This window comes from Lysinibacillus sphaericus (assembly GCF_002982115.1).
Lineage (GTDB): Bacteria > Bacillota > Bacilli > Bacillales_A > Planococcaceae > Lysinibacillus > Lysinibacillus sphaericus.
The window spans coordinates 3000711-3025996 of the sequence record NZ_CP019980.1; the positions used below are offsets into that span (position 1 = coordinate 3000711).

The 25286-nt window shown below is 34.0% G+C and carries 23 protein-coding genes and 2 pseudogenes; 5 read left to right on the forward strand and 20 right to left on the reverse strand.

Annotated features, from left to right (window positions below):
• Window positions 1-5: 5 nt before the first annotated feature.
• From LS41612_RS15145 to LS41612_RS23720, 5 genes and pseudogenes are all read right to left on the reverse strand, one after another.
• Window positions 6-890 (reverse strand): ABC transporter ATP-binding protein, encoded by an 885-nt coding sequence (locus tag LS41612_RS15145; RefSeq protein ID WP_024363313.1) that lies wholly within the window; start codon window positions 888-890, stop codon window positions 6-8.
• A gap of 986 nt (window positions 891-1876) precedes the next feature.
• On the reverse strand, window positions 1877-3064 hold the full coding sequence (locus tag LS41612_RS15155; protein ID WP_024363311.1) for an aminotransferase: 1188 nt from the start codon (window positions 3062-3064) through the stop codon (window positions 1877-1879).
• A gap of 99 nt (window positions 3065-3163) precedes the next feature.
• The gene (locus LS41612_RS15160) at window positions 3164-4075 is read right to left on the reverse strand and encodes a D-alanine--D-alanine ligase (RefSeq protein WP_024363310.1); all 912 of its coding nucleotides are present in this window, start codon (window positions 4073-4075) and stop codon (window positions 3164-3166) included.
• Between the two features lie 4 nt (window positions 4076-4079).
• Window positions 4080-5528, reverse strand: coding sequence for a MocR-like pyridoxine biosynthesis transcription factor PdxR (gene pdxR / locus LS41612_RS15165; RefSeq protein WP_024363309.1), 1449 nt, complete (start codon window positions 5526-5528; stop codon window positions 4080-4082).
• Between the two features lie 17 nt (window positions 5529-5545).
• Window positions 5546-5737 (reverse strand): annotated as a pseudogene (locus LS41612_RS23720) (transposase); the annotation flags it as partial.
• Between the two features lie 417 nt (window positions 5738-6154).
• Here LS41612_RS23720 and LS41612_RS15175 point away from each other — a divergent pair.
• Complete coding sequence (locus tag LS41612_RS15175) at window positions 6155-7039, forward strand: helix-turn-helix domain-containing protein (protein WP_024363308.1); 885 nt, start codon at window positions 6155-6157, stop codon at window positions 7037-7039.
• 380 nt (window positions 7040-7419) lie between these two features.
• On the opposite strand, the gene LS41612_RS15180 is transcribed toward LS41612_RS15175, so the two are convergent.
• The gene (locus tag LS41612_RS15180; RefSeq protein ID WP_024363307.1) at window positions 7420-9168 is read right to left on the reverse strand and encodes a methyl-accepting chemotaxis protein; all 1749 of its coding nucleotides are present in this window, start codon (window positions 9166-9168) and stop codon (window positions 7420-7422) included.
• 379 nt (window positions 9169-9547) lie between these two features.
• On the opposite strand from LS41612_RS15180, the gene LS41612_RS15185 reads away from it, so the two are divergent.
• Window positions 9548-9835: a hypothetical protein gene (locus tag LS41612_RS15185; protein WP_024363306.1), complete on the forward strand. Its 288-nt coding sequence runs from the start codon at window positions 9548-9550 to the stop codon at window positions 9833-9835.
• Between the two features lie 127 nt (window positions 9836-9962).
• On the opposite strand, the gene LS41612_RS15190 is transcribed toward LS41612_RS15185, so the two are convergent.
• Window positions 9963-10523 (reverse strand): LOG family protein, encoded by a 561-nt coding sequence (locus LS41612_RS15190; protein ID WP_024363305.1) that lies wholly within the window; start codon window positions 10521-10523, stop codon window positions 9963-9965.
• Between the two features lie 58 nt (window positions 10524-10581).
• Between LS41612_RS15190 and LS41612_RS15195 the strand changes: the two genes are divergently transcribed.
• Window positions 10582-10896 (forward strand): MazG nucleotide pyrophosphohydrolase domain-containing protein, encoded by a 315-nt coding sequence (locus LS41612_RS15195; RefSeq protein WP_024363304.1) that lies wholly within the window; start codon window positions 10582-10584, stop codon window positions 10894-10896.
• Between the two features lie 237 nt (window positions 10897-11133).
• Here LS41612_RS15195 and LS41612_RS15200 read toward each other — a convergent pair whose 3' ends face one another.
• Genes LS41612_RS15200 through LS41612_RS15245 form a run of 10 tightly spaced genes read right to left on the reverse strand, consistent with a single transcriptional unit; the run spans window position 11134 to window position 20122 of the window.
• Window positions 11134-11589: a hydrogenase maturation protease gene (locus LS41612_RS15200; protein WP_024363303.1), complete on the reverse strand. Its 456-nt coding sequence runs from the start codon at window positions 11587-11589 to the stop codon at window positions 11134-11136.
• Complete coding sequence (locus LS41612_RS15205; RefSeq protein WP_024363302.1) at window positions 11589-12995, reverse strand: nickel-dependent hydrogenase large subunit; 1407 nt, start codon at window positions 12993-12995, stop codon at window positions 11589-11591. The genes LS41612_RS15200 and LS41612_RS15205 overlap by 1 nt, the downstream gene beginning before the upstream one ends.
• Window positions 12988-13893 (reverse strand): hydrogenase small subunit, encoded by a 906-nt coding sequence (locus LS41612_RS15210; RefSeq protein ID WP_024363301.1) that lies wholly within the window; start codon window positions 13891-13893, stop codon window positions 12988-12990. The genes LS41612_RS15205 and LS41612_RS15210 overlap by 8 nt, the downstream gene beginning before the upstream one ends.
• Window positions 13886-14422, reverse strand: coding sequence for a cytochrome b5 domain-containing protein (locus LS41612_RS15215; protein ID WP_024363300.1), 537 nt, complete (start codon window positions 14420-14422; stop codon window positions 13886-13888). Before LS41612_RS15215 ends, LS41612_RS15210 begins: the two co-directional genes overlap by 8 nt.
• A gap of 55 nt (window positions 14423-14477) precedes the next feature.
• Window positions 14478-15485 (reverse strand): hydrogenase expression/formation protein HypE, encoded by a 1008-nt coding sequence (hypE, locus tag LS41612_RS15220; protein WP_024363299.1) that lies wholly within the window; start codon window positions 15483-15485, stop codon window positions 14478-14480.
• Window positions 15486-15489: 4 nt separating this feature from the next.
• Window positions 15490-16596: a hydrogenase formation protein HypD gene (gene hypD, locus LS41612_RS15225; RefSeq protein WP_024363298.1), complete on the reverse strand. Its 1107-nt coding sequence runs from the start codon at window positions 16594-16596 to the stop codon at window positions 15490-15492.
• A complete protein-coding gene (locus LS41612_RS15230; RefSeq protein ID WP_024363297.1) occupies window positions 16571-16804 on the reverse strand; it encodes a HypC/HybG/HupF family hydrogenase formation chaperone in 234 nt (77 codons plus the stop codon). The genes hypD and LS41612_RS15230 overlap by 26 nt, the downstream gene beginning before the upstream one ends.
• A 15-nt stretch (window positions 16805-16819) precedes the next feature.
• Complete coding sequence (gene hypF, locus LS41612_RS15235; RefSeq protein ID WP_024363296.1) at window positions 16820-19123, reverse strand: carbamoyltransferase HypF; 2304 nt, start codon at window positions 19121-19123, stop codon at window positions 16820-16822.
• Complete coding sequence (hypB, locus tag LS41612_RS15240) at window positions 19108-19767, reverse strand: hydrogenase nickel incorporation protein HypB (RefSeq protein ID WP_024363295.1); 660 nt, start codon at window positions 19765-19767, stop codon at window positions 19108-19110. The genes hypF and hypB overlap by 16 nt, the downstream gene beginning before the upstream one ends.
• A 1-nt stretch (window position 19768) precedes the next feature.
• Window positions 19769-20122, reverse strand: a complete 354-nt coding sequence (locus tag LS41612_RS15245; protein WP_024363294.1) for a hydrogenase maturation nickel metallochaperone HypA/HybF — start codon at window positions 20120-20122, stop codon at window positions 19769-19771.
• 366 nt (window positions 20123-20488) lie between these two features.
• On the opposite strand from LS41612_RS15245, the gene LS41612_RS15250 reads away from it, so the two are divergent.
• Together LS41612_RS15250 and LS41612_RS23555 are read left to right on the forward strand one after the other, a co-directional pair.
• Window positions 20489-21046: a hypothetical protein gene (locus tag LS41612_RS15250; RefSeq protein ID WP_024363293.1), complete on the forward strand. Its 558-nt coding sequence runs from the start codon at window positions 20489-20491 to the stop codon at window positions 21044-21046.
• Between the two features lie 234 nt (window positions 21047-21280).
• Window positions 21281-21599: pseudogene (locus tag LS41612_RS23555) on the forward strand (transposase); the annotation flags it as partial.
• A 144-nt stretch (window positions 21600-21743) separates the two neighbouring features.
• Here LS41612_RS23555 and LS41612_RS15260 read toward each other — a convergent pair.
• From LS41612_RS15260 to LS41612_RS15270, 3 genes are all read right to left on the reverse strand, one after another.
• The gene (locus LS41612_RS15260; RefSeq protein ID WP_024363292.1) at window positions 21744-22403 is read right to left on the reverse strand and encodes a hypothetical protein; all 660 of its coding nucleotides are present in this window, start codon (window positions 22401-22403) and stop codon (window positions 21744-21746) included.
• Window positions 22404-22514: 111 nt separating this feature from the next.
• Window positions 22515-23912 carry a sensor histidine kinase gene (locus LS41612_RS15265; protein WP_024363291.1) on the reverse strand — a complete coding sequence of 466 codons (1398 nt, stop codon included), beginning with the start codon at window positions 23910-23912 and terminating at the stop codon, window positions 22515-22517.
• The gene (locus tag LS41612_RS15270; RefSeq protein ID WP_024363290.1) at window positions 23913-24566 is read right to left on the reverse strand and encodes a response regulator transcription factor; all 654 of its coding nucleotides are present in this window, start codon (window positions 24564-24566) and stop codon (window positions 23913-23915) included. It abuts the gene before it with no gap.
• Window positions 24567-25286: the final 720 nt, after the last annotated feature.

The window sequence follows — 25286 nt, forward strand, 5'->3', positions numbered from 1 at the left end:
AATGCTTAGACCTCCTTCTCATAATAATGTAAAAAGATCTCCTCAAGGTCTGGTTCTTCAATCCACAAATTCGTAATTTCAATGTCAGCGATTTTTTTCATCACAGTATTAATATTACCTTTAAATAAAAAGCTAGTTACGTTATTGTGAATATCTAATTTATTGACCCCATCGATTTGGAAGTAATTTTTGTCTAGGGGTGCATCCGTCTCAACTTTAAACTTTTTATAGTTATTCTCTTGTAACGTACTAATCTTTTCTACCGTTACAATTTTACCTTCTTTAATGATGGCAACACGATTACATAATCTTTGAACCTCACTGAGGATGTGGGACGAAAATAAGATCGTAGCACCTTTTTTATTCTCTTCCTCTAATAGTTCAAAGAATTTTTGTTGCATTAATGGGTCAAGCCCGCTTGTTGGTTCATCTAAAATAATGAGTTTCGGCTCATGGAGGAGCCCTTGAACAATCCCGACCTTCTTCTTATTTCCTAAAGATAGGTCATCAATTTTTTTATTCAGATCCAAGTCCATCATTTTTGCTAACTCTTTCATTCTCTTACTGCAATCTTTTTTATAAAAGCTAGCTGAGTATTTTAATAGGTCCTTTACTTTCATATTGTCATAGTAAAAGATTTCTGATGGTAAATAGCCGATCTCCTTTTTTATTTCGGGTGCAAATTGAATGCAGTCCTTGCCAAAAATCGTGGCGCTGCCGCTCGTTGGGTAAATAAGCGATAATAATGTGCGAATTGTTGTCGACTTTCCAGCACCATTAGGTCCAATAAATCCGAAAATTTCACCCTGTTCAACGTTAAAACTAACATCAGCTATTCCCCTTGCTTTGCCGTAAGTCTTCGTTAGATTTTTAATTTCTATTACGTTCATTGATAATACCTCCCTTTTTCTTCTCAAACAGTTTCGCAAAATGACTAATAGGATTGGATTACTGTCTTATTCGTAAGTCAGCTCACAGTCAACAACGATATTTCTCTTTTCACTTTATATATACATACATTAGTATTTTTGTAAATTACAACTTGCAACATTCATTTTCTCTAAATGGAATCTATAATAAAAGGGGTGTTAATATGAATAAAAGACTTTTGTTTTTAAGGTTGAGGTAAAATAAAAATTACAACTACTAATTTTAAGTATTTGCTGTTAGGGAGAGGTCACGAGGTAGCTCTTTATATAGGGGTGCTGTTGAAGTAAGCTTACTGTTAAGCCTAGAAGCTTGTTCTCTAAAATCATAAAAAAGTCAGATCACTGTGACTATCCTAGCTTTTTGTGAAATGACCTTTATTAGTAAGGTTCACCTTCTACTTTTATTACTTAAAGGTATATACTGATTTTCCACATTAGGGGGTAAATTCGTGAAATTGAAATGCAAGTGTTTGCTATCTATCGTCTTATGTTTGAGTATATTGAGTGGATGTAGTAATGAGAATCGTTCTAACGGGACATACGTTTCTTTTGCTAGAAAAGAAAATTTATCAGACGCGTTACGAAAATCGTTATTCGAACAATTAAAAGAAAATGATATAGAATATATAATAGATACTGAAGGTTCCGTGTATGTAAGTGAAAAAGATATCAATAAAGCTGTTTCGTGTTGTTCATAATATAACAAAACTTGCTATACGTCGTTAGGCTATGGAACAGTTATCAACGACACCGTCAAAGAGAGTTACATCCATTAATGGATGTCCTCACACTTTTGCAATGATTCTAATAAATAATGGGCAAAACGTAAACAACATTGCTGAACGATTAGGTATAGCTCAGCAATGTTGTTTAATTTTACGGACTTGTAATGAGAGCGTTAGAGAAGCAATCAATAGAAGTGTGTAGCATCATTTATTTTATTAATATTAAATCTGGGGATTGTGGTTTTCAAGATTATTAACAAATCGCTGAATACGTTTCATCGCTTCTTGTAGTTGTTCCATAGAGGCAGCGTAGGAGCAACGAATATTTCCTTCACCGCTTTCACCGAAAACATCTCCTGGAACAACAGCAACTTTTTCAGTTAATAACAACTGCTCTGCGAATGCTTGAGAACTTAGTCCTGTTGACGCAATGGATGGAAATGCATAGAATGCTCCGCCCGGATAATGACAACTTAACCCCATATCATTAAAAGATTTAACGATAAAATTACGACGTTGGCGATAAATGTTTCTCATATCCTCTATATTGGATCTGCCATGTTTTAGTCCTTCTAGCGCTGCATATTGGGCCATCGTTGGAGCACACATAATAGTGTATTGATGAATTTTTAACATGCCCTGGGATATTTCTTCAGGAGCACAAACAAACCCTAAGCGCCATCCTGTCATCGCAAATGCCTTTGAAAAACCGTTAAATAAGATTGTTCGCTTGTGCATTCCTTCTATAGAGGCAATGCTTGTATAGTTTTCATCATAAACAAGTTCTGCGTAAATTTCATCGGAAAGTACAAGCAAATCATGTTGTTCACAAAGTTCAGCAATCTTCTCTAATTCTGTTTTATTAAGCAAAGAACCAGTAGGATTATTAGGAGAACAAATCATAATCGCTTTGGTCTTTTTTGTAATAGCAGCTTCTAATTGATGCGGAAGAATTTTAAATTCATTTTCTTTTAATGCTTGTACAGTAACAGGTACGCCTCCAGCCATCGTTACGAGTGGAGCATACGAGACAAAACAAGGCTCCACAACAATGACTTCATCACCTGGATCTAGTATTGCTCTTAAAGCTATATCTATTGCTTGGCTAGCACCCACAGTCACAATAATTTCTGATTGCGGAGCATAAGTAACTGAAAAGTATTTTTTCATATATAAAGCAATCTCTTCTCTTAGTTCAAGTAGTCCAGCATTTGCTGTATAAGAAGTATAGCCTTGTTCTAACGATGAAATTGCAGCTTCTCTGACATGCCAAGGTGTGACAAAGTCTGGTTCTCCTACGCCAAGAGAAATAACACCTTCCATTTTTGTAGCCAAGTCAAAAAAGTGGCGTATACCAGAAGGCTTTAATTGTTCTACAGCGTTTGCTAAATAAGATTTTGTTTCGATCATTATGGGACACCACGATTCTTTTATCTTTATCTTTTGTTCGTATTCTATTTCAATAATATGTAAAAATATTGCTAAGGCTAATATCTGCTTATTATTGCTCTATCCATCATTTCTCTTTACTTTAAGTGATTTTTCAATGATTAAGTCAAGTAGCTGAGGATACGGAATACCTGCTGATTGTGCACTTTTAGGTAACAGGCTGTTTTTCGTCATTCCAGGTAATGTATTAACTTCCAATACATACGGAACGCCGTTATTGATGATCATATCAATACGGGCATAAACGCTACATTTCAATGATTTATAGCAAGAAATCGCTGAAGCAACAACACGATGATATTTTTCAGGCGGTAGCTGAATCACCTCTTCAATTGTAGTCACATCATTATATTTAGAGGTATAGTCAAAAAACTCGTTCTGATGACGAATAGAAATTACCGGCAAAATTTTGCCATCCAATATCGAACAAGTGATTTCCTCGCCCGTTACCAGCTTTTCGATTATCACTTCGGAATCCCATTTGAATACTTCCGCAATCGTAGATTTTACCGCTTCTTTGTCATACACAATTTTTACGCCTACACTTGAGCCACCTGCATTAGGTTTCACTACTACTGGGTACCCCATGTTATCTAGCTCTTCCATATTAAGCTCTTCCATACTCATAAGATGAATCCAATCTGGTGTTTGCACACCTTCATACCTCATGATTTTTTTCGAAATATTCTTATCCATACATAAGCTACTGGACAGGACACCGCTTCCTGTATAGGGAACTCCCATAGTTTCAAGGGTACCTTGAACGGTGCCGTCCTCACCATACTTGCCATGTAACGCCAGTAACGCAACGTCAAGATTCCGTGCATTTTCCACTAAATCTTCTTTTTTCTCTATGTGGATTGGTACAATTGTATACTTATTTTTATCTAAATTAGCTATCATTTCTTCACCTGTCATAATCGAAACTTGCTTCTCGGAAGAAACCCCGCCCATAATGACGCCAACTCTCATTTTTTTAACCTCCATAATTATTTTTTAAAGTGTCTCCTATGATTTTAATTCCTTGAATAATTTCTTTCTCATGTAACCTAGAAAATCCTAACCGCAACGTATGTTGTCCACTACTGTCTGTGTAAAATACATTGCCTGTCGAAAAGACAACTCCCTTTTGGTAACACTTTTCTAAAAGCTTTTGTGAGTCAATGTTGTGATCTAGTTCTATAAAAAGGTGGAGCCCACCGTCACTTGTGATTCGCTTACATGGAATATATTGCTTACAATAATGGACAGCTAGTTCATATTTTTTCTTATAGACTGCTTTTGCTTTTTTTATATACTTCTCAAAGTAGCCATCATTTAAATATTGATATAGCACGGCTTGATCTAAAGTTGACGTATGCACCGTTCGAGCTCTTTTCATACTTTCCAAATAATAAATCAACTCTTTGTCTGCTAAAATCCAGCCAACTCGCAAGCCAGGAAAAAGAATTTTAGAGAAGCTACCAATATAAATCACATTATTGCCGTTTCCAGCAAAAGCAGCTAATGGAGCCTGATGGGATCCTGAGTAACGTAATTCTTCATTAAATCCATCTTCTATAATAGGAAGCTGATAGGCCGAAAACAGGTCCATGATTTTCTTTCTTTTTTGAGAGGATGTTACGATTCCAGTTGGATTATGATAAGACGGAATGAAATAGGCAAAATCATATTCCTGTTTAGATAAGCATTTTTCTAGCTCACTAACATTGACACCGTCATCCTCCATTTCAATGCCATCAATCTCATAGCCATGTAATCGAAAGAGCTTGAGGGCTGCATGATGGGTTGGATTTTCACAAATCACACGGCCGTTCTTTTTATTTAAGGTGGATAAAAGAATATCCAGTCCTTCTGTAAAGCCATTGGTAATTAAAATATCTTTGTTTCGAATGTCTACTCCCTTAATCTCCATGTAGTTAAGGAGGTAATCGATAAGCGGTTTATAGCCCTTTGCATAACCATAGTTAAGAACAATGTCTCCTTCAATGGACATACGATTTAAAAATGCCTTTTTAAAATTTTCTACATCAAATAGCTTTTCATCGGGCGCGATACTTGTAAATGAAATCATTTCTTTATTCCAACGTACTCCGTGTTTCATGAGATCTAATTTTTCAGATAAAAAGGTTTGCTCATTGATTTTTTCAGTCCAATTTAACTCGATAGTTGGAGCTTGAAAGGTCTCTACATGACTTACAAAGTGTCCTTTTCCTTTTACTGCATAAATCATGCCTTCTTGCTCTAAATCTGCATAAGCCGTAAGAACGGTATTTCGACTGATAGCTAATAATGAGCTGAGTTCACGAGTGGATGGAAGCTTTTGATGTTCAAGTAAATGCCCGTTCGTCATCATTCTTATTAAATATTCCTTAAGCTGAATATACAAAGGCCTGCCTTCCGTTATCTTAAAATCCTTAAACACTGAATTCATCTCCTTATTTACATTTTTACATTTCTGCACCGATTCCAAAAGGTCCACTTAACATGGATTTTTATGGTCTGGTGGTAGGGTGTGGAACGATTCTTTTCTTTCAAATAACCTACAAACGATGAAACACGTAATTTTGGTAGTATACTCACCAACATGTGAATACAATCAGGACAATTTGTTACTTCACTATTTTCTACTCTATTTCTTTCACATCACTATCGAAGAATCATCTATTATTTGCCAAGGGCGATGTGATACTTATAATCCTGGTCGTGTGCTTTCCTTTCGTACGGCGTTGCTAACCAAACTTGATTTCATGGTACGATTGTTTTTTCTTGTTGTACTAGAACCTGTTTGGCTGTCTCTATTACGAACGTAGCCATTCAAAACTATTCAGTTATTCCATTATAGAGCGCCTTTCCAGTGTAACGATAAACTAAATTTCTCGAGCAAGTTGGTTTGTTATATTGTACAGGTTCTATTGTTGTAGCTATAAAAAGAGTATTATTACATCAACCTGTTCTTAATGGTTTTTAGGATGCAGCGATTACTTCGCAAGATATATCAAAAAACGAAGGAAGAACCTTGATATTCTATATTTAAAGGAGGTGTCTTCGTTGTATAACCATGAAATTATAATTAAAAAAATTATTTTATATGTGGAAGAAAATCTACATGAACCACTTACATTAAAAAATATTGCAGCACAATCAAATTTTTCAATGTATCACTTTCATCGAATATTTCAAGCCACGGTTGGCATGACGGTAACTGAATATATTCGGTTAAGAAGATTGGCTAATGCTTCTTCCGCCTTGCTTTACACAAGTAAACGCATTCTGGATATTGCTTTATATTATCAGTTTGAATCACAAGAATCATTTACGAGAGCATTTAAAGAGATTTATAAGCTACCACCTGGTAAATATCGCAGAATAATGTCAGACGTGATGAAAATGAAGGAGGAAACAAATATGGATACAAAGGTGAAAGGTTGGTTTTTAAGTGGATCAAATCCATTTAATTACGAAATGGGAATTGATCATGAAGTTGTTCATCAGGGGAAAGCATCAGGTTATTTAAAATCCAAAACAGTGTTAGATTCAACTGAATTCGCTACTATGATGCAAACATTTAAGGCTAATCAGTTTGTTGGAAAGCGTATTCGACTCTCTTGTTTCATCCGTACGGAAGAGGTAAATACGTACGCTGGGATGTGGATGCGAGTAGACAACACAACGGAAGATGTTCTTCAATTTGATAATATGAGTAATCGCCCCATTAAAGGTACAACAAAGTGGAACCACTACTCTATTATTTTAGATGTTCCCACCCAAAGTGCTGTTATTTCGTTTGGTATCATGCTGTGTGGACAAGGAACTGTATGGGCAGATCAATTCACTTTTGAAGAAGTAAATAAAAATATTCCAACAACTAATTTAGATGTGCATGGTGAACTGCTGGACGAGCCAGTAAATTTATCGTTTGACGAAGAAATATAATTTGAGAGATGGTGATAACATGGCTAATTCCGGTAAAAAGGCTATTGGTGTAGTATTAAGTATTATCGTTATACTTATAATTATGTCTGTTAAGTTTGCAGGAATTAATACGTTAGTACATTACTTAACGTTTTGGTGAATATACGCCTAACTACACCGCAAATGTGCGCATTTCTTTAATAAAGAGATGCGTATTTAAAGGCTATATTGTAGTCATTCCGAATATCATTTTTGAAATTTAAGGGGCAAAATGAAGAGTCGACTTACTAACTAGAATAAATGCATCGAAACATTTGATTCGATGCATTTTTTTATATCTAATTTGTAAACTGGTTATCTTTTGAAGTAGTTTTAGAGCATGTCCTACCATCACTATCCTGTTATAAAGTATATTTGTCCATTAAAGCATTTAAATCTCGATTTAATTCCGTTAGTGTTTCAGCAGCACTTGCAACATCAGCAATTGCTTTAATGTGTTCATCTATGGACGATGCAATTTCCTGTACTGAAGCCGCCGTCTGTTCTGATACACTGGACGCATTTTCGATTCCTTCACTCATCAACTTATTATAGGATGTCATAACGTCCATTTCTTTATTTACTGCTAATATCGATTCTACTATTTGTTTAACAGAATCAGACATCTGATTGAATTTGCTTTGTGTTAGAACAACATCATCATTTAACTTTTTAGCAGTCTCCATTGTTACTTCTACAGTTTCAACTGTTTTAGTAGTTTCTGAAACAATGGATAAAACGACTCCTTGTACTTGATGAGTAGCATTTTTTGATTGTTCCGCTAGTTTCCTTATTTCATCGGCAACAACTGAAAATCCTCTACCATACTCACCTGCTCTTGCTGCTTCAATACTCGCATTTAAAGCTAGTAAATTTGTCTGTTCTGCGATTGTTTCAATTGTTTCCATTACCTGTGTGATTTGATTTATTTTACTATTTAAATTTTTTATTTCATGACTGACTTCTTGTGATGCTGCTAAAGAATCCGTATTTGATTTTTGTAATTGGTGAACGATTTCAATTCCCTCGGATGATAGTTTTTCTGCATGTTTTGTAATGTCGTACATAACTTTACTTTGTTTTTCCGTAGTATCTATTGAACAAGATAATAGCTCTACTGTTTGGTTTATCTTGTCCAAATCATGGGCTTGTTCTTGTGTACCAGTAGCAATTTCGGTAATTGCTCTACCAACTTCATCACTACTAGCTGATGTTTCTTCTGAAATTGCTGATAAGTTTGTCGCTGAATCCAATAATTGTTCACTAGTATTTTTAGTATTTTCGACAAGCGTACGTAATTGCTGTGACATTTTATTAAAAGCAATCGCAAGTTGTCCAATTTCATCACTTGATTCAGGCAAATTGGTAACCATTATATGACCATCAGCAATTTTTGATGATGTTTCAGCTACATCTTTTAGTGTATTTATTTTCCTGCGAATACCTAAATAAAACACAAGTGAGCTTAAAATAATGAGTACAACTGTTGTACCAAAGATAATATATTGTAAAATGTTTAATCCTTCATAAAATTCATCTTGAAAAACAGCAATTCCAATAGTCCAGTCCCAAGGCTCAAAATATTCTGTATAGGCTGTTTTATCTTTAAAAGAACCATCAGGCTGTTTGTCGGAATAAACGACATAACGATCTGATTCATTTTTGGACTTACCACCTGCAACTATCTTTTCTCGATTGCTTCTGTTAAGTTCATCGGTAGGAGCTCCACCTATTTTAGAAGGGTGCAGTTGCAACACTAAATCTTCGTCAAAAGCTAATATATAACCATTTTCTTTGTAAGTAAAATGGGATTTTTTATAATCGTAGATTCCATTTTCATTTACTGGTCCATTTAGAATAATTCTCGCTTTTTCTTTCCCTTCCGCTAGTGTTATTTTGCCACTTTCTACTTCTTCATTAATCAATTCTAATGAAGTATAGGCCCCCTTAACAATGCTTTGTAGTTCTCTTTCACCTGATTCTAAGAGCTGATTTTTGGCAACCAAATAACTTGTTGAGCCGATAATCACAACTGTGACAAGTATAATAGTTGTGATAAGTAGCATTAACTTCCCTGAGATACTTCGTAACTGTAAATTTTTCTTCTTCATTTGCTTCCTCCCACAACTATATATAGGTATATTTCGACAATAATCTACATAATTCAATAGTATCGAAATTATTTTTTATATTAGGAGAATGGATCTACGAACAGCTAGAAGCAAATTCTTTTTTAATCATTTGTCTTTTTCCACTGCCAATAGCCTTTTAAAGTTGTAACACTCTTGTGAGATGTCATCTAAAAGCAATCGCGTATAAATAACTATACATTGCTCATTCTTTAGTACTTTATGGTCTCCATCTTCCACAATCGTGCGTTTTTTGTGAGAAGCTATGAAAGTGTTCATCTTGTTAAAGATTATATTGTTGAGGAACGCTCATTTTTTTATAATTCATTCATAGCAAAAAAACATGTTAGGGGGCATTGTTATGGAAATACATTGGGTAAATGGACAATATAGAGAAGATAATAGAATTTTTGATTCTCCGTTTGAAGTATATGAATGGACGGACTCTTTGTATCAAGATTTTTCAAATCACTTTTTGAGAGAAGAAAATGTCGGTTATGCCAGTCCTGATGTAAAGGTTATTGATTGTTTAACTGAACTAATACCACAATGGGCGGGATACATTAATGTGGTTGTTATATTACATAGAGATGTGATAGAGGTAGATGGTAAATATGTGTATAGGGTTTGGACGTCATATAGTAGATAAAGTTAATCAACAATTGGGCGCATTTCTTTAATAAGGAATGCGCCTTCCTCTTTTAAAGAGCCATTTTGTTGATTAACATGCTTTTGTGAAAGGTTTCAAACGGAAAAGATGCGCTTATTATGTATCATTAATATGTTCTTACGGAGACCGGTGTAAATTCTTTTATATATTGTTCCATTTTTGTAATGGAATCCGTAAATAACATCGCTTTTTGGTCAGCCATTGTTAAAAATCCACTTGTTACCATACCATTGTAAAAATCCTTTAACTTATCGTAATAACCTGCTACGTTGAACAGGATACATGGATTTTTGTGTTGCCCAATTCTTGCCCATGAAATAACTTCTGATATTTCTTCTAATGTCCCTGGTCCACCTGGTAATGCAATATAGCAGTCTCCTAATTCAATCATTTTATTTTTTCTTTCAGACATTGAATTTACAATTTCTAAACGAGTTAAATTTGGATGACTTAGCTCTCGGTCTACTAAAAATGTCGGAATAATTCCGATTACTTCACCATTATGGTATAAAACTTCATCAGCAATGACGCCCATTAATCCTGCTTTTCCCCCACCATACACTAGCGTATGACCATGATCGGCAATCCACTTACCTAACGCTTTTGCTGCTTCAATATAATCTTCATTGTTTCCTAAACTCGCGCCACAATAAACTGCAATATTCAAATTTAACGCCTCCTTCATGCTATTATTATCATTATAGAAAAATAAGGAGTAGATTGCATTGAATATTGTAGAATATCAAAAATGGATTACAGAATTTTATAAAAAACGAGGTTGGTATGACTTAAATCCATTTATTCGTGTGAATTTTTTAACAGAAGAAGTAGGTGAAGTATCAAAAGCCATTCGTACACTTGAGATTGGTCGCGACCGTCCAGATGAAATTACACAATCTAAAGAACAACAAATCGAAAACTTGAAAGAAGAACTGGGTGATGTATTGGATAATTTATTTATTTTAGCAGACAAATACGAAATTGATTTGACAGAAATTATGGAAAGTCATAAAGATAAATTAACGAAACGCTATCAATAATACATATAGAAAGCGTCCCAAACACTGCTTGAAAAAAATGCGGATTATCAACGTTAAAAATAGGCAAATTCTTATTCACTAATGATGAGATTGAAAGGCTTCAAATGCGCAATGCTTTTATCATTTAAATAGGGGGATTGTTAAAAAATTTACTCTGTTGGTTCCTTTTTTGGGTCGTCCAAAGTCTCCTTTTCCGCTTACTAAATAGCATAGAGACCACCATTAATAGAGTGGTCTCTATGCTATGTTGATTAACTGTTGAATCACTTCTTTTACATTTTTTTCGATTTCATTTCTTTTATTTTCTATGACTTTGCTTAATCCAAAATTAAATGATATTTTATATGGCTCAATTCCAATTAGATAACCTTTAATTTGATTTCTCAATTGATACAATACTTGGAATAAATGAAGATTATGAACTGAAAAGTCGAATGAACGAGATACAACAAGATAATCTAATGAATGAATTGTTATCTCTCCTGGTTGCCCACCTGTAATGGTACAATCTATTATAATAACAAACGTTGCATTTTCGATTTGTTGAATACAATAGTCGATGTCTGACTCTCCGATAATATACTGGATATTTTGTGCACTTGCATCTCGCATCATTTCTTCTACTAAATAAATGCCAATCCCATCATCCATCATTAACCGATTTCCAATACCAAGTACGATAACTTTTTCCATTAGAACACCTGTATAGTTTTCACTTTTTTTCCGGGGCTGTATACATGTGTTGCACATGACATGCACGGGTCGAAAGAACGTAGTATTCTGCCAATCTCAACTGGTTCATCGGGATTGGCTATCGGTGTACCAATTAGCGCTTCTTCAGCTACTCCTCTATAACCATTCTCATCTCGGGTTGAAAAATCCCATGTTGATGGTGTTATAATTTGATAGAAGGAAATTTTCTGATTTTTAATCTCTAGCCAATGCCCTAATGCTCCTCTTGTAGTATCTACTAGTCCCCTACCAGATGCTGATAAAGGGAGGTCGTATTTTTGCTGCATTTCCACATCCGGTATAATTTGTTTCAGTAATATTTTCATAATTTCTGCAATTTTCTTTGTTTCTAATGCTCTGGCAATTGTACGGTCCATTGCTGAAATACGATTTATATAATTTCCACTTAAAATTAGTCTTGCTAGTGGTCCTACTTCAAAAGGAAGTCCATTATATCGTGGTGCCTTCACCCAAGAATATGCCCCTTTTTTATCCATGTCTGGTTCTAGAGCCAATTGATTTTGTTTATCAGTTTTCTCTGACAACTTGTAATAAGAATAATCTATTTTTTCTTCTATATTATTTTCGTTAAACACTTCTAGTCCTTTATTTGATAGAACAAGTGGATTCGTATACAGTGTTCCTAACTCTTTATAATTATGAAATGAACCATAAGATAGTAAGTTACCGTACCCTCCACCTAGTTTAAAATATTCGGGGTAATAATGAGCAATATCATAAACGTCAGGAATCATTTTTTCGTCTATAAATTCTACAATTTTTTGTAATAGTGAATCAATCAATACTACCTTCTCAGATGTTGCTTTTGTTGTAATACCACCGATAAACACCCCATGATTATGTGGTGCTTTCCCTCCTAATACCGCTAACATTTGGTGTGCTGAACGACTGATAGCGAGTGAATCTAAATAATGCTGTGCAATCCGATTATTCATTTCTTTAGCTAATCGAAAATCATGATGATCCGTTTCTAAGAGTGTATTTTGACCTAATTTAACAAAATCCGGAACAGTATATTGATAAAAATGACGAATGTGATTTTGTAAAAACTCACAGCAATGAATGATGTCTCGTAAATAGCGTCCTTGTTCCATAGGCTCAATTTTTAGTGCATCTTCTAAAGCCAGTGAGGAAGCCATAGAATGAGCCGCTGAACAAATTCCACATATTCGTTGTGTAAAGTAAACCGCATCAAAAGGACTCCTACCTACTAACATTTGTTCAAATCCTCGAAATAAGTTTCCTTTTGTTTTTGCATCCACAACTACATTGTTTTCAATCCGAACGTCAATTTCTAAAAAACCACTAATACGTGTCAAAGGATTTATGATAATTCTTTTATTCATCTTTTACCACTCTCGTTGTGTCAAAGCTAATAAAAGGAGCCATCGCATCTGGAAAACCAAATTGCGCACACCCAATACAAGGTGTATCATCCCCAATTGGCCAATTTACGTGCCCGTTCCATTGCCTTGTCGGACAATCCGTTCTCGTTACTGGGCCACGACATCCAAGTTTGAATAAGCAAGTTTTATCACTTAATTTCTCCGCAAAAATTCCCCGATCAAAAAACGGTCTTCTTGGGCAACGGTCATGAATAAGCGTACTATAAAACATCAATGGGCGGTTTAAGCTATCTGTATCTGGCTCCCCATATAATAAAAGATGGGCTAAGGTTCCTAAAAACCAATCTGGGTGTACAGGACAACCAGGTAACATTATCATTTTTTTATTTGTTAGAACTTTGTTTATACCTACTGATTCAGATGGGTTTGGTTTTGCTGCTGACACTCCACCATGTGTAGCACATGCACCGACTGCCAATATGTGTGATGCTTTTTCTCCTAACAACTTGATTGCTTCTAGTCCTGTTAACGGTTTTCCTTTCCAACTACCAATGATGTTGTAAAGACCATTATTTTTTAAGGCTACTGCCCCTTCAACGGCTAAAATATAATCTCCTTCTAGTGCGTTCATTAATTTTGCAATAGCTTTTTCACCCTCCGAAACCATTAACGAATTACTGTAAAGAATATTAACCATTGATGTAAAAGCGTATTCAAAGTCTGGATTTTGCCCGTTTAACAAAGATATAATATTTCCTGAACAACCATTCAGTTCTAAATACACAAGATTCTTTTTGTTAATCAGTCCATTGTTCACATAATTTAACGCATTTGTCGTTAACCTTTTTGAAATAGCTTCATTACTTAAATCTTCCGGCGGTAAAATAAGCTTATTCAAGATATAACCTCCCCACAACAGGTAGAGTTGTTAAAATAGATTGTTGTCCAGCATGACATGAAGCAAATTCTTGTGAATATTCTTTACCAGCTAGTAAACCAAAGTGGGTCGCTGCTGCCCATGCTCGATTATTGGTGATATCATAAACAGTGCCGTTGACAGCAACATAAGCAGGATTTCCATTTTTACCATTGAAATTTGCTAATTCTCCTATTGTAAAATTACGTCCGTTTAAATGTGGAATGGATTGATTTGGCGATTGAGGTGTAGTAGGTGGCACTTGAGTGTTTTTAGGGGTACTGTTTACAGAAATTATTTGTGAATTATCAGATATTGGCTGGTAACAATTTAAAGCTTGATTGACAAGTAATTCACCAATGAAATGGATACTAGAAGTTGTATCCCATAACCTTTGAAGAATTACAGGGGTTATTGATGATTGATTAGTTGTAGAAAGTGTATAAATATCTTGTTGTACTTGTGAAACAAGGCTGTTCAACTGCCATCGAAGCATCTCGATATTTTGCATGTTTTCCTCCTAATTAGAGAGACTCCACACATTTTATGCTTCATGTTTATTTTCATTAACAAATTCTAGGTAATAGCAGGCCTGAAAGACGGAAAAGACGTCTTGTAGAACCTATAGGTGTTTTTAATAACACCTTCCCCTCTTCTTTTTGACATTCAGTAATTTGGCCAATTACTTTTGCATCTTTGCCTAGTTCGTGATTTTGTAGGATATCTAAAACACAATCTATTTGATTTTTGTCAACAATCAGCAATACTTTACCTTCATTAGCAAGATAGAGTGGGTCAAAACCTAAAATATCGCATGCTCCTTCTACCTCTTGCCGAATAGGAATTGAACGGTCTTCTATTTCAATTGTACAATGCAATTCTTCACATAGTTCGACAAGTGCCGTTGATACACCACCACGTGTAGGATCACGCATTACACGAATCCCATCCACTTGCTCTAAAAGCTCTTGTAGTAAATGATTTAATGAAGCACAGTCACTTTGTACATCTGTCATCAAACCCAATTCCTCGCGTGCAGATACGATAGCAATACCATGGTCTCCAACTGTTCCACTTACAATTACCATATCGCCCACGCTTATATTTTCTGGATACAATTGATGTGTTTCTTTTATAAAACCAATTCCGGTTGTGTTAATAAATAATCCATCAACACTTCCCTTTTCTACTACTTTCGTGTCACCAGCTATAATTGACACACCTGCATTTTTGGCTTCTTCCGCCATACTTTTAACGATAAGTTTTAATTGCCTTATTGGAAATCCTTCTTCAAGAATAAAACCTGCAGTAATAGCTTGAGGTGTTGCACCACTTACTGCTAAGTCATTGACTGTTCCCGTAATAGCAAGCTTACCAATATCTCCACCTGGGAAAAATAAGGGTTTTACAACGTAACAATCTGTTGTAACTGCTAATTTTGAAGCGTTTAATTTAATGATTGCTGCATCAAGTTGTGTGTGCTGAAGATTACCAAAAGATTCGATAAAAACATCTTTAATTAACCGATGAGTTAACTCGCCACCTTCTCCATGTGTTAAACTAATACGCTGCACCAAATTATCCCTCCTTCATATATTGGTAATGTGCTGCACAAGTACCTTCTGCCGAAACCATACAAGGACCAATTGGAAATAATGGTGTACACCCTTTACTAAATAGGATACATTCCTCAGGTGTTATTATCCCTTGAATAATTTCACCGCAGCGGCATTTTGTTTTTCGCGGCTCTTCAACAGACACATGAAACTTTTTCTTTGCATCGAATATCGCATATTCAGGTTTTAAAATGAAGCCACTGTTTTGAATTACGCCTATACCGCGCCATGCTTCATCGTGGTAATCTAAATATTTTTCCATCAACTTTTTCGCGACTATATTTCCGTCATTTTTGACCATATATTTATAATCATTAATAATTTCATTTTTTCCGCTTAATAATTGCTGTAATAGTTTATAAATCGCTCTTAACAATTCAACTGGTTCAAACCCTGTTATTACACCAGAAATACCGTACTCTTTTACTAAAAAATCAAAACTATTCTTTCCTGTCACCACAGAAACATGACCAGGTAATAAAAAACCATCTATATTAATCTCTTTGCCATTAAGTAGCGTCCTTAGTATAGGCTCCACTAATTTCGTTGTCATCCAAATAGTGTAATTTGTTAATCCCTTTTTTTCTGCCTCCTGAATAGTTGCCACAAGAATAGGTATAGTCGTTTCAAAACCAATACCTAAAAAAATGACTTCTTTTTCTGGATTCTCTTCTGCAATTTTAATACTGTCTAACGGGGAGTACACAACTCGTATATCCTTGCCTTCTGTTTTTGCCTCCATTAAAGAAAACTTTGATCCTGGGACACGCACCATATCACCAAATGTACAAAGAATGCGATTGGTATCTCGTGATAATTCTATCATGGTATCTATGGATTTTTGATCTGTTACACAAACTGGACATCCTGGTCCTGCAATTAAACGAACATGATCTTTCAGTCTTGTTTTAATACCAGTTTTTGCAAAAGCCATTGTATGTGAACCACATACTTCCATCAGTACAGGGATTCTACCTTTTTCTTTCTTATATTGCTCAGCAAGTTGAATGACTGCTTCCAAAGATTTTCGTAGAATAATAGGATTAGATAAATGTATCAGATGTTCCATTCATTATATTCCTCCATTCTTCCATACTCTCTTTTGCAAATTTCTCATCAACTATAGTCATGGCTTGCCCAGCATGTAACAAAACAAAATCGTTTAATTGAACTTCTGGTACAAAAACGATTCCAACAAACATCTTTGATCCCATTACATCCACTAATGCTTTCTCCGCTTTTATTTTTATTACTTTAGCAGGAACCCCTATACACATTGTTTCAAGTCTCTCCTAACTATTTTTATCTATAATTTTATGTGCAGCAATTAAAAGTTGTCCTATAGCTAAGCCACCATCATGACATGGAATCTTTTGATGTGTATATACTTGAAACCCTTCCTCACGAAGCTTATTCGTTATTTCAATTGACAAATAGTTATTTTGGAACGAGCCACCCGAAAGAACGACATTTCTATTTAAAACAGGGGATTTTTTCACAATTAATACAATCATTTTAACGCAACTTTCAACAATCGTTTGATGGAACTTTTGGATGATTAGGACAATAGGTTTTTGTTCTAATTTATCAATGACTATTTGACGTATCATAGCACTCATATCAAGTACAAATTCTTGAGGATTTTCTATAATTTCGAAGGAATACATATCCTTCGTTGATTTATTCATTGTGTCACGAGTTAAGTAATCAGATAACTTGATTGCTGCTTCTCCCTCATAAGTAGAACTTGTACAGATGCCCAATATTGCACTAACCGCATCAAATAAGCGTCCACAAGTTCCTGCCATTGCTGTATTTAATTGTTTTATAATCATTTGTTCTATGACAAGAATTTCGTTTGATTTTTCAGGGAAAAGTTGTGTAGCAAATCTATTTCCTTCTTCTTTCAAAGATGAAACAATCATCCCAACTGCATTTCGCCACGGTTCTTTAACTGCCTTTTCACTTCCAGGTAAAGGTGTGTACTTTAAATGGCCTAATCTTCTGATTCTTTTTGCATCTCCATATAAAAATTCAAATCCCCAAATATGACCGTCATTACCGTAACCAGTACCATCTAAAATAATACCCAAACATGGTTCTTTGAGATTATGTTCTGCCATACAAGATACGTGATGAGCGTGATGATGTTGAATCGGTATTACTTCACTTTTCGATTGTTTTGCCAGTGTAGTAGTTGCATATAAAGGATGCATATCAACGGCGATATATTTTTCGTCAACAGTGTACCATTCTTTAAAAGATTGAAGCTGTTTGTTCAAGCTATTCATCATTTCCTCATTTTCTAAATCTCCAATTTGCGGACTAAGTATTAGACCTTTTTGACCCCCTATAGCAAATGCGTTTCTTTGATTTCCACCAAGAGCAATAATATTTGAAACATTCATATTGGATTCAATTACTTCAGGTGCGAAACCTCTAGCACTTCTAATAATGACCGTATTCTCTCCATTATGTTGTATTACTGAATCATCAATTGGATGTGCAATTTCACGATTATGCGTTAAGATATAATCACTAAGTTCACTCAACCCGTCATAATCTGAATCTTTGTAATAAATGGGAGAGCCACTTCTGTTGGCACTTGTCATAATTAGACATTCCAGTTCTGGCGTATCAAATAACAGATGATGAATAGGTGTATAGGGTAACATAACTCCAAGCTTGGTTAATCCAGGAGCAATATTAAGTGGTAATAAATTTTCTTTCTTCATTTCCAATAAAACGATAGGATTTGCTGAACTTGTTAATAATGCGGCTTCATCAGATGTTACATAACAAAATTTCCGCGCGACTTCTAGTGATTTTACCATTATGGCGAATGGCTTTTGAGGACGTTTTTTTCGATTCCGTAGTAAATCTATTCCTTTTTCTTGGGTGGCATCACAAACAAGATGATAACCGCCTATTCCTTTAACGGAAATGATTTTCCCGAGTTTCAATAACTCTGTGGTTTTGGCGATTGCGAAAAGGTTATGCGCTATTAACTCACCTTTTGTATTTAGTAAATTCAATGTTGGTCCACAATTAGGGCAACAAATTGGTTGTGCATGGTGCCGTCGATTATTTGGGTTATGATATTCATTTTGACAGTCTGAACACATCGGAAATTTACTCATAGTCGTCTGAGGACGATCATATGGAAAACGATGTATTATCGTATAACGTGGACCGCATTGAGTACAATTAATAAATGGATGTTGAAAACGGCGATTTTGTGGATTCATCATTTCTTCTAAGCATAATTCACAAATTGCAGCATCTGGAGTAATAGCAAGAGTCGTAGGATGTTTGCTTTCTTTACTTTGAAGAATAGAGAAATCTTTGTAATAATGAGGCGGTATTTTTTGTATTTCCAAATCCGTGATGTTGCATATTTTTGGTGGATTACTTTTTAATTCGTGTATCATCTCGTGTAGTCTTTCTTCTTCACCCTCTATAATAATCGATACACTGCCTACGGTATTTTGTACAGTTCCTTTTAAGTCGTACTTTTTTGATAAATCATACACAAAAGGACGAAAACCTACACCTTGTATTTTTCCCTGCACAACGACATTTAATGCTTGATACATGTACGATAAACATCCTTAATCCAATTAATCCAATCATCTATACCTTCCCCTGTCGTTGCAGATACTAATTTGAATTGTGCGGTGGGATTAATTTGTGCTAAATCTTGTTTCGCCTCTTCGATGTTGAAAGCTACATATGGCAAAAGATCTATTTTATTAATAATCGTTAAATCGGTTCTTCGAAACATGACAGGATATTTCGGTATTTTATCATTACCTTCTGGAACACTTAAAACGACAACTTTATAATCTTGGCCTAAATCATAACCAGAAGGACAAACTAAATTACCAATGTTTTCTATAAAGAGTATATCAATAGATTCAAAGTTGAATTCTGGAATAGTCTTGGCAATCATTCTTGCATCTAGATGACAACCACCCACAGTATTAATTTGAACTGTTTTGATTCCAAGAGAGCGTAATCTTTCTGCATCTCGTTCTGTCGCTAAATCTCCTTCAATCACAGCAATATTGAACTTGTCCGCTAGTCTTTTAACTGTTTCTTCTAATAGGGTTGTCTTACCTGCACCAGGTGAACTCATTAAATTAATTACTAGTGTTTTATTCTCTTTAAACAAATTCCGATTAAATGTTGCCGCGGCATTCAGATCGGTTAATACTTCTTCTTTAAGTTTTATTTTCAAACTAATCACTTCCTTCATAAAATTCAACTTGAAATGTTTCTCCTGATATAATCAGGCCATCTAGTAAATTGCATTTTGGACAAAGGGCGATGCGATAGTCCGGTTCAAACTGAAATAAACAGTTTTGGCATTGTGATATTGCCTTTTCACGGATAATTGTTAGTTGTGATTCTTCATTCAGAAGACAGGCTCTCTCTCTACAAAAATACAAAAATGCCCATTCTAACGCATCTGGCAACACGTTTGATAAATCTCCTACAATCACTTGGATTTGTTTTACTTTTTGAAAACCTCTTAATTTCGCATCCTCTGAAACAAGCTGAATGATTTCATACATTAATGACATTTCATGCATCTAATAGGCGCCTTTCTTCAAACTTCTATAAAAATTTTATGTTTGATATTACTAAAAAGAACTTAAATTATAAATTAAGGATTATGCTTATTTATTTCTCACTTTGTCCATTTTGGTATGGTTGCTTCAAACGAAAGAAATGGATATTAAAACACTCTAAGATAAGTAGAAGTAAAGAAAAGTCGACTGCCATTTAGAACCATTTGTAAGTCTGTATATCAAAGCCGCTAACATCCCTTCTATGAATCAATCCACTTCTTCATGCAGTTAACAAATTTCATAAAGGAATTTCTCCATTAGCCCTAGCGTAATTCCCTATAAAACATATTATGGAGATAATAAGTTGAAACTTTTTGAGGTGAGTTTATGCATAGAAATAAGACCTATAAAATCGTTCAAAGATGCTGTTCAGAACAAGAATGTAAAAAATATACTAAGATAAAAGCAGTTTGTCCACCAGAGCCACAGAGAGAAAAAGAACCTCCGGCAAGCAGCGGGCTATTGACGGAATTTGATCAAAATATCGTTATACCTACTTTTATTGAGCTTACGTTGTTACCAACACTGTTAGCTACTGTCACATTAAATATTGATGACTTAGGTGACCGAGTATGGTTTACTGGAACAGTTCAGACAAGGGTATCTACAGGTGCGCCTGCACCAGGTTTTGTACAAATTGCTCTCCAAATATTTAGAAATGACCCTACGTTCACTTCATCAATTTTCCTGATTGAAGATGTAGTAGTGAATAGCGGGTTTGTAAATGGCAATGCTACTACCTTTACCTTTGTAGACCTCTCACCGCCTACTGGTGTGAATACTTACCATCTTACTGGACAAATATTATCTACAGATCCCCAAGCTACAGGGGCTTTTGTAGAAAAAACTGTTTTTACAGGGGCAGAAATTGAAGCAAATAGTTAGCTATTTTCAATTTATTTAAAAAGTGATTATTATAAGAATGCCAAAACCGTTATATGTCCCAAGCAGCAGCCGAGCGTTCTTCAATACGCTTTCCTGCTGTTTCTTTATCCACTGAATTAGAGAGCAGGCAATGGAAGTGTTTAGTAGAAGTGTAGCAATCGGGGGAATTAGCTTGAATTTAAATAAGTACCACAAAAACGGATAAGTACGATTACACGCGAGAGTGTAAGGTGTGAAAACTGTTCCAAATACCTCCTTCGTTCATTCTGTACAAAAGCAAAAGAAGAAAATCGTAAGTTAATCGTGAGTGAGTTGTGGGAACAGCAAAAGGAACAGGTGAGAGCAAAGCTTTCAGAAGAAAAAACGAGGACCATTTATCGTTAACACAAAATTAACGTGGAATCCGTTTTTGGATTCTTGAAGGCTAATTTGCGTTTCACTCAATTTTCTGTACGAGGAAAATCGCTGGTAATAATCGCTGGGTCTCACATTAATGGCTGTGAATATAAGAAAATTCACAGCCATTAGCAAAAACTATCTGGAGATAACATAAACAGAGAAATCCGAATTTAAATTTATTCAAATTCGGATTTCTTACTAATCGAAGCTAGTTATGATCTAGCCTCTTTTTGTATCTTATATCTCGTCACAATTTAAGAATTTTATGATGTTAATCAAGGGTTTTCGTAAAACAACATTATCCGTGCGCTTGACCTTCATCTAACATAAAATAAGTTACTTTCTTAAGGTCTTTATTTACATGAACTAAACATGTTTTTCCGTCATCATACTTAAAATAAAAATAATAGGACCAAACCTCTTTTGCATCTTTAGCAGTATTTACTTCCTTACTTTGTGCTTCTAAAAATTCATAGCTTTTACCATCTAATATGTTATTCTCTTTGATAAAGTTAGTTGCTAAATCTTTAGCTTCATCATAAGAGAAATCCTTATAATTTTGATTTTTAGGTTCTCCTGGATGGTAATCTAGACTTACTATCTCATTAGTTTCAGCGTCTATTACAGCAATATAAGAACTGGCTGTATTTCCATTTACAAATTCACTATTTTTATTAGACCATCCTATTAGATAAAATTTATGTCCGTCTATCTCAAAAAAATCATTGTTTCTTTCATAAAAGTTTTTCGTATCTATTGTTTCATTAAAATTCTTTTGAAAAGCATTAAGTGCCATTTCTTTAAGTTTATTTGCTTTGTAATTGTCTTGTTCAACAACCTGCTCAGTCATTACTGTATTCTTTGGCACTAAATCAGTTGAGGCATGTGCAATAGCTGTAACACCTCCAGTACTTAATATCCCAATTAACGCTAATCCCAATATTTTTGGTGATTTCATAATATTTTCCCTCCTGTATTTGCAAGTATTTATTTTACTTCCCTGCTATTACTGAAGTATATAGTGGATATTTATCTAAACTATCTACTAGTTGTAAATTAGTTGTAAAATCTAATTAAATAATATTTTTATAGTTGTCCCTTTATTTATTTCACTTTCTATTTTTAATTCAGCCTCATGAATTTTGGCTATTTCAGCACATATCGTAAGTCCAAGTCCAGCACCATTGTTAGCTCTAGTTCTAGATTTATCAACCATATAAAAGGCTTCAAAAACTTTGGGTAGATCTTCTTCTGAAATCCCTATCCCTTCATCTTTTATTTCAAGTACAACTTTACTTTCTTTATTTTTATAAACATTTAAATATATATTACTATTCTCTTTTGATGCTTTAATAGAGTTATCAATAAAATTTCTAATTAAATTTCTAATTAAATCTTTTTCTACACTAATTTGATACTCATCACTACTTATAATTAAATTTATATTTTTATCCTGTAATTTGGGCTTTAAAGCATATCTGATATCTACCAGTATTTTGTTTATGTTTTCTATTTCCATCATAAAATTTTCTTTTTTAAGCATTATTAAGCTCATCATTTTCCATGATAGTTCTTCTAGTCTTTTTCCCTCTTCAAATATATGGTTTAACCCTTCTATAAATATTTCTTCATTATATGCAGTTGAACGAAGAAAATCTGCATATCCAATTATAGAAGTTAAGGGTGTTTTAAATTCATGAGTTAAATTATCTATAAATCTTTGTTTTTCCTCAGCATTAATTTCTAACTGATGTATTTTTTCCTCAACAGCATCTGCCATTTCATTAAAGTTTTCTGCTAAAACCCCTATTTCGTCCTTAGAATTAATTTCTACTCTCTCTGAATAATTCCCCTTTGATATTATTCTTGTAGTGTTTATTAGCTTATCTATAGGGCTTGTAATAAGCTTACTTAACATATATATACAAATAGCTAAAATTATAGATACCCCCATGGATAATCGAATAAAAAAGCTATATTGTTCTTGTTTATCTTGGTAAATATATGTTATATCATGAATGTATGAAACCTTTAAATCTTCTCCTTGTACATTTACCAAACTAGTTACAAATAATAATGTTTTATTTCCTACATCCCTTATAATATATTTCCTTTCATCTGAAGAGACCTCTTTTAGTTCTTTCCTTTCTCCTGAAATGTTAAAGTACATGTTGCTAAAAACTACATTATTATTTTTATCTAAAACCTCTAAGTACGTATCTTTAGAGTTGAATTTTCCCAAATAATTTTTAATAATTTCTTTATCTATAGTTTTACTACTCTTTACTGAAATCATATTATAATAAATCATTCCTGCTGAGATATTACTCTGCTCACCTAAAGACCTATCTATTTCTCTTTTTAAGGTTAAATTGTAGCTGTTTTGGATTATGAAAACAGCACCAAAATTAAAAGCGACCAAAAATATCAATAATGTATATATGAAGATTTTTTGCCAAAACTTCATTTAATCCTCCAATCTGTAACCAACCTTATATACAGTTTTAATTTCTTTCTCTAAATCAAGTTTTTTTCTAAGTTTTTGAATATGCATATCAACAGTTCTAGTCTCACCTAAATAATCATATCCCCAAACTGTTTCTAAAATTTTTTCTCTAGATAAAGCTATACCTTTATTTCGTATAAAAAGATTTATAAGTTCAAATTCTTTTAAGGTTAAATCTATAATATTACCTTGTTTTTTCACAATCATTTGTTCTAAATATATTTCTAAATCTTTAAAACTCAATATATCCTTCTTTTTACCATAACGCCTTAAGACCGCTTCAACCCTCGCTAAAAGCTCTATGGATTCAAAAGGTTTAACGATATAATCATCTGCTCCCATTTTAAGACCTTGAACTTTATCTGCAATAGATGCTTTAGCAGTTAAAAAAATTACAGGTATATCTTTATGTTTTATTTTACCTATTATGCTGAAACCGTCCATTTCAGGAAGCATAACGTCTAAAAGTATTAAATCAAATCCTTCTTTTCCAATTACTTCCAAAGCTTGTATCCCATCGTAAACTTGCCAAGTCTCATAACCGACCATTTTTAAATTTAATTTTATTAAATCTGAAATAGTTACATCGTCTTCTACGATTAATATTTTTTCCATTCTATCAATTCACTCTCCTAAATATAAACTTGCATTCGATAAGTTGTTAGAAAAATTCTAACACTCATGCCTTTTTACCTTTAAAGTCTCACAGTATATGGTATAGCTTCAACTGGGTTAGCAGCAAATTACGAAAAAATTGCTACTATATTGAATTTTAATTAGAAGATCCTTAACATTTACGTACCCTATTTGGGGATAAAAGTAGATATAGTTTATTTCACCTATGATTAATACGACTTAGTAGCCTTCTTTAATTTCATCTATGTTATTTTCTACTCACGTCTTTGATTATAATCATGAAATTCTTTCTTACCTTGTTTATATTTTTGCATATTAATATTAACATGAAAGAAGATAAACAACTAAAGTTTCATTGTGCTTTATTAGTTGCATCTATGATAATCCTATAAAGATTCCAGAAGAGCTAAAAAACAAACACCGCCCTATTAATAACTAATCCTTGTGAACTCTGTGACCTGCGATTGTTTTATACTGTTTGATGCAGTTTTCAAAGCAAAAGAAAAAGCCACACCTATTTAGATGTGGCTAAATCTATATAATTAAGGAAGTACATACATAACTGTAACAGCTGCACCAAATGGCAGTGCCCCATCACCTGTTACAATCCTAAATGTGAAGAATAATTATCACCTTTTTATTATAACTATATTTTCATTAAAAGTATAAAATTTACTTTTTATATTATTTTACCCAATG

Bases quoted from the DNA above. Each gene is read 5' to 3' on its own strand.
- LS41612_RS15145 (WP_024363313.1), bottom strand. From the start codon at position 890: ATGAACGTAATAGAAATTAAAAATCTAACGAAGACTTACGGCAAAGCA.
- LS41612_RS15155 (WP_024363311.1), bottom strand. From the start codon at position 3,064: ATGATCGAAACAAAATCTTATTTAGCAAACGCTGTAGAACAATTAAAG.
- LS41612_RS15160 (WP_024363310.1), bottom strand. From the start codon at position 4,075: ATGAGAGTTGGCGTCATTATGGGCGGGGTTTCTTCCGAGAAGCAAGTT.
- LS41612_RS15180 (WP_024363307.1), bottom strand. From the start codon at position 9,168: ATGAAGAAGAAAAATTTACAGTTACGAAGTATCTCAGGGAAGTTAATG.
- LS41612_RS15185 (WP_024363306.1), top strand. From the start codon at position 9,548: ATGGAAATACATTGGGTAAATGGACAATATAGAGAAGATAATAGAATT.
- LS41612_RS15200 (WP_024363303.1), bottom strand. From the start codon at position 11,589: ATGGAAAAAGTTATCGTACTTGGTATTGGAAATCGGTTAATGATGGAT.
- LS41612_RS15205 (WP_024363302.1), bottom strand. From the start codon at position 12,995: ATGAATAAAAGAATTATCATAAATCCTTTGACACGTATTAGTGGTTTT.
- LS41612_RS15215 (WP_024363300.1), bottom strand. From the start codon at position 14,422: ATGCAAAATATCGAGATGCTTCGATGGCAGTTGAACAGCCTTGTTTCA.
- hypD (WP_024363298.1), bottom strand. From the start codon at position 16,596: ATGGAACATCTGATACATTTATCTAATCCTATTATTCTACGAAAATCT.
- LS41612_RS15230 (WP_024363297.1), bottom strand. From the start codon at position 16,804: ATGTGTATAGGGGTTCCTGCTAAAGTAATAAAAATAAAAGCGGAGAAA.
- hypF (WP_024363296.1), bottom strand. From the start codon at position 19,123: ATGTATCAAGCATTAAATGTCGTTGTGCAGGGAAAAATACAAGGTGTA.
- LS41612_RS15245 (WP_024363294.1), bottom strand. From the start codon at position 20,122: ATGCATGAAATGTCATTAATGTATGAAATCATTCAGCTTGTTTCAGAG.
- LS41612_RS15250 (WP_024363293.1), top strand. From the start codon at position 20,489: ATGCATAGAAATAAGACCTATAAAATCGTTCAAAGATGCTGTTCAGAA.
- LS41612_RS15260 (WP_024363292.1), bottom strand. From the start codon at position 22,403: ATGAAATCACCAAAAATATTGGGATTAGCGTTAATTGGGATATTAAGT.
- LS41612_RS15265 (WP_024363291.1), bottom strand. From the start codon at position 23,912: ATGAAGTTTTGGCAAAAAATCTTCATATATACATTATTGATATTTTTG.
- LS41612_RS15270 (WP_024363290.1), bottom strand. From the start codon at position 24,566: ATGGAAAAAATATTAATCGTAGAAGACGATGTAACTATTTCAGATTTA.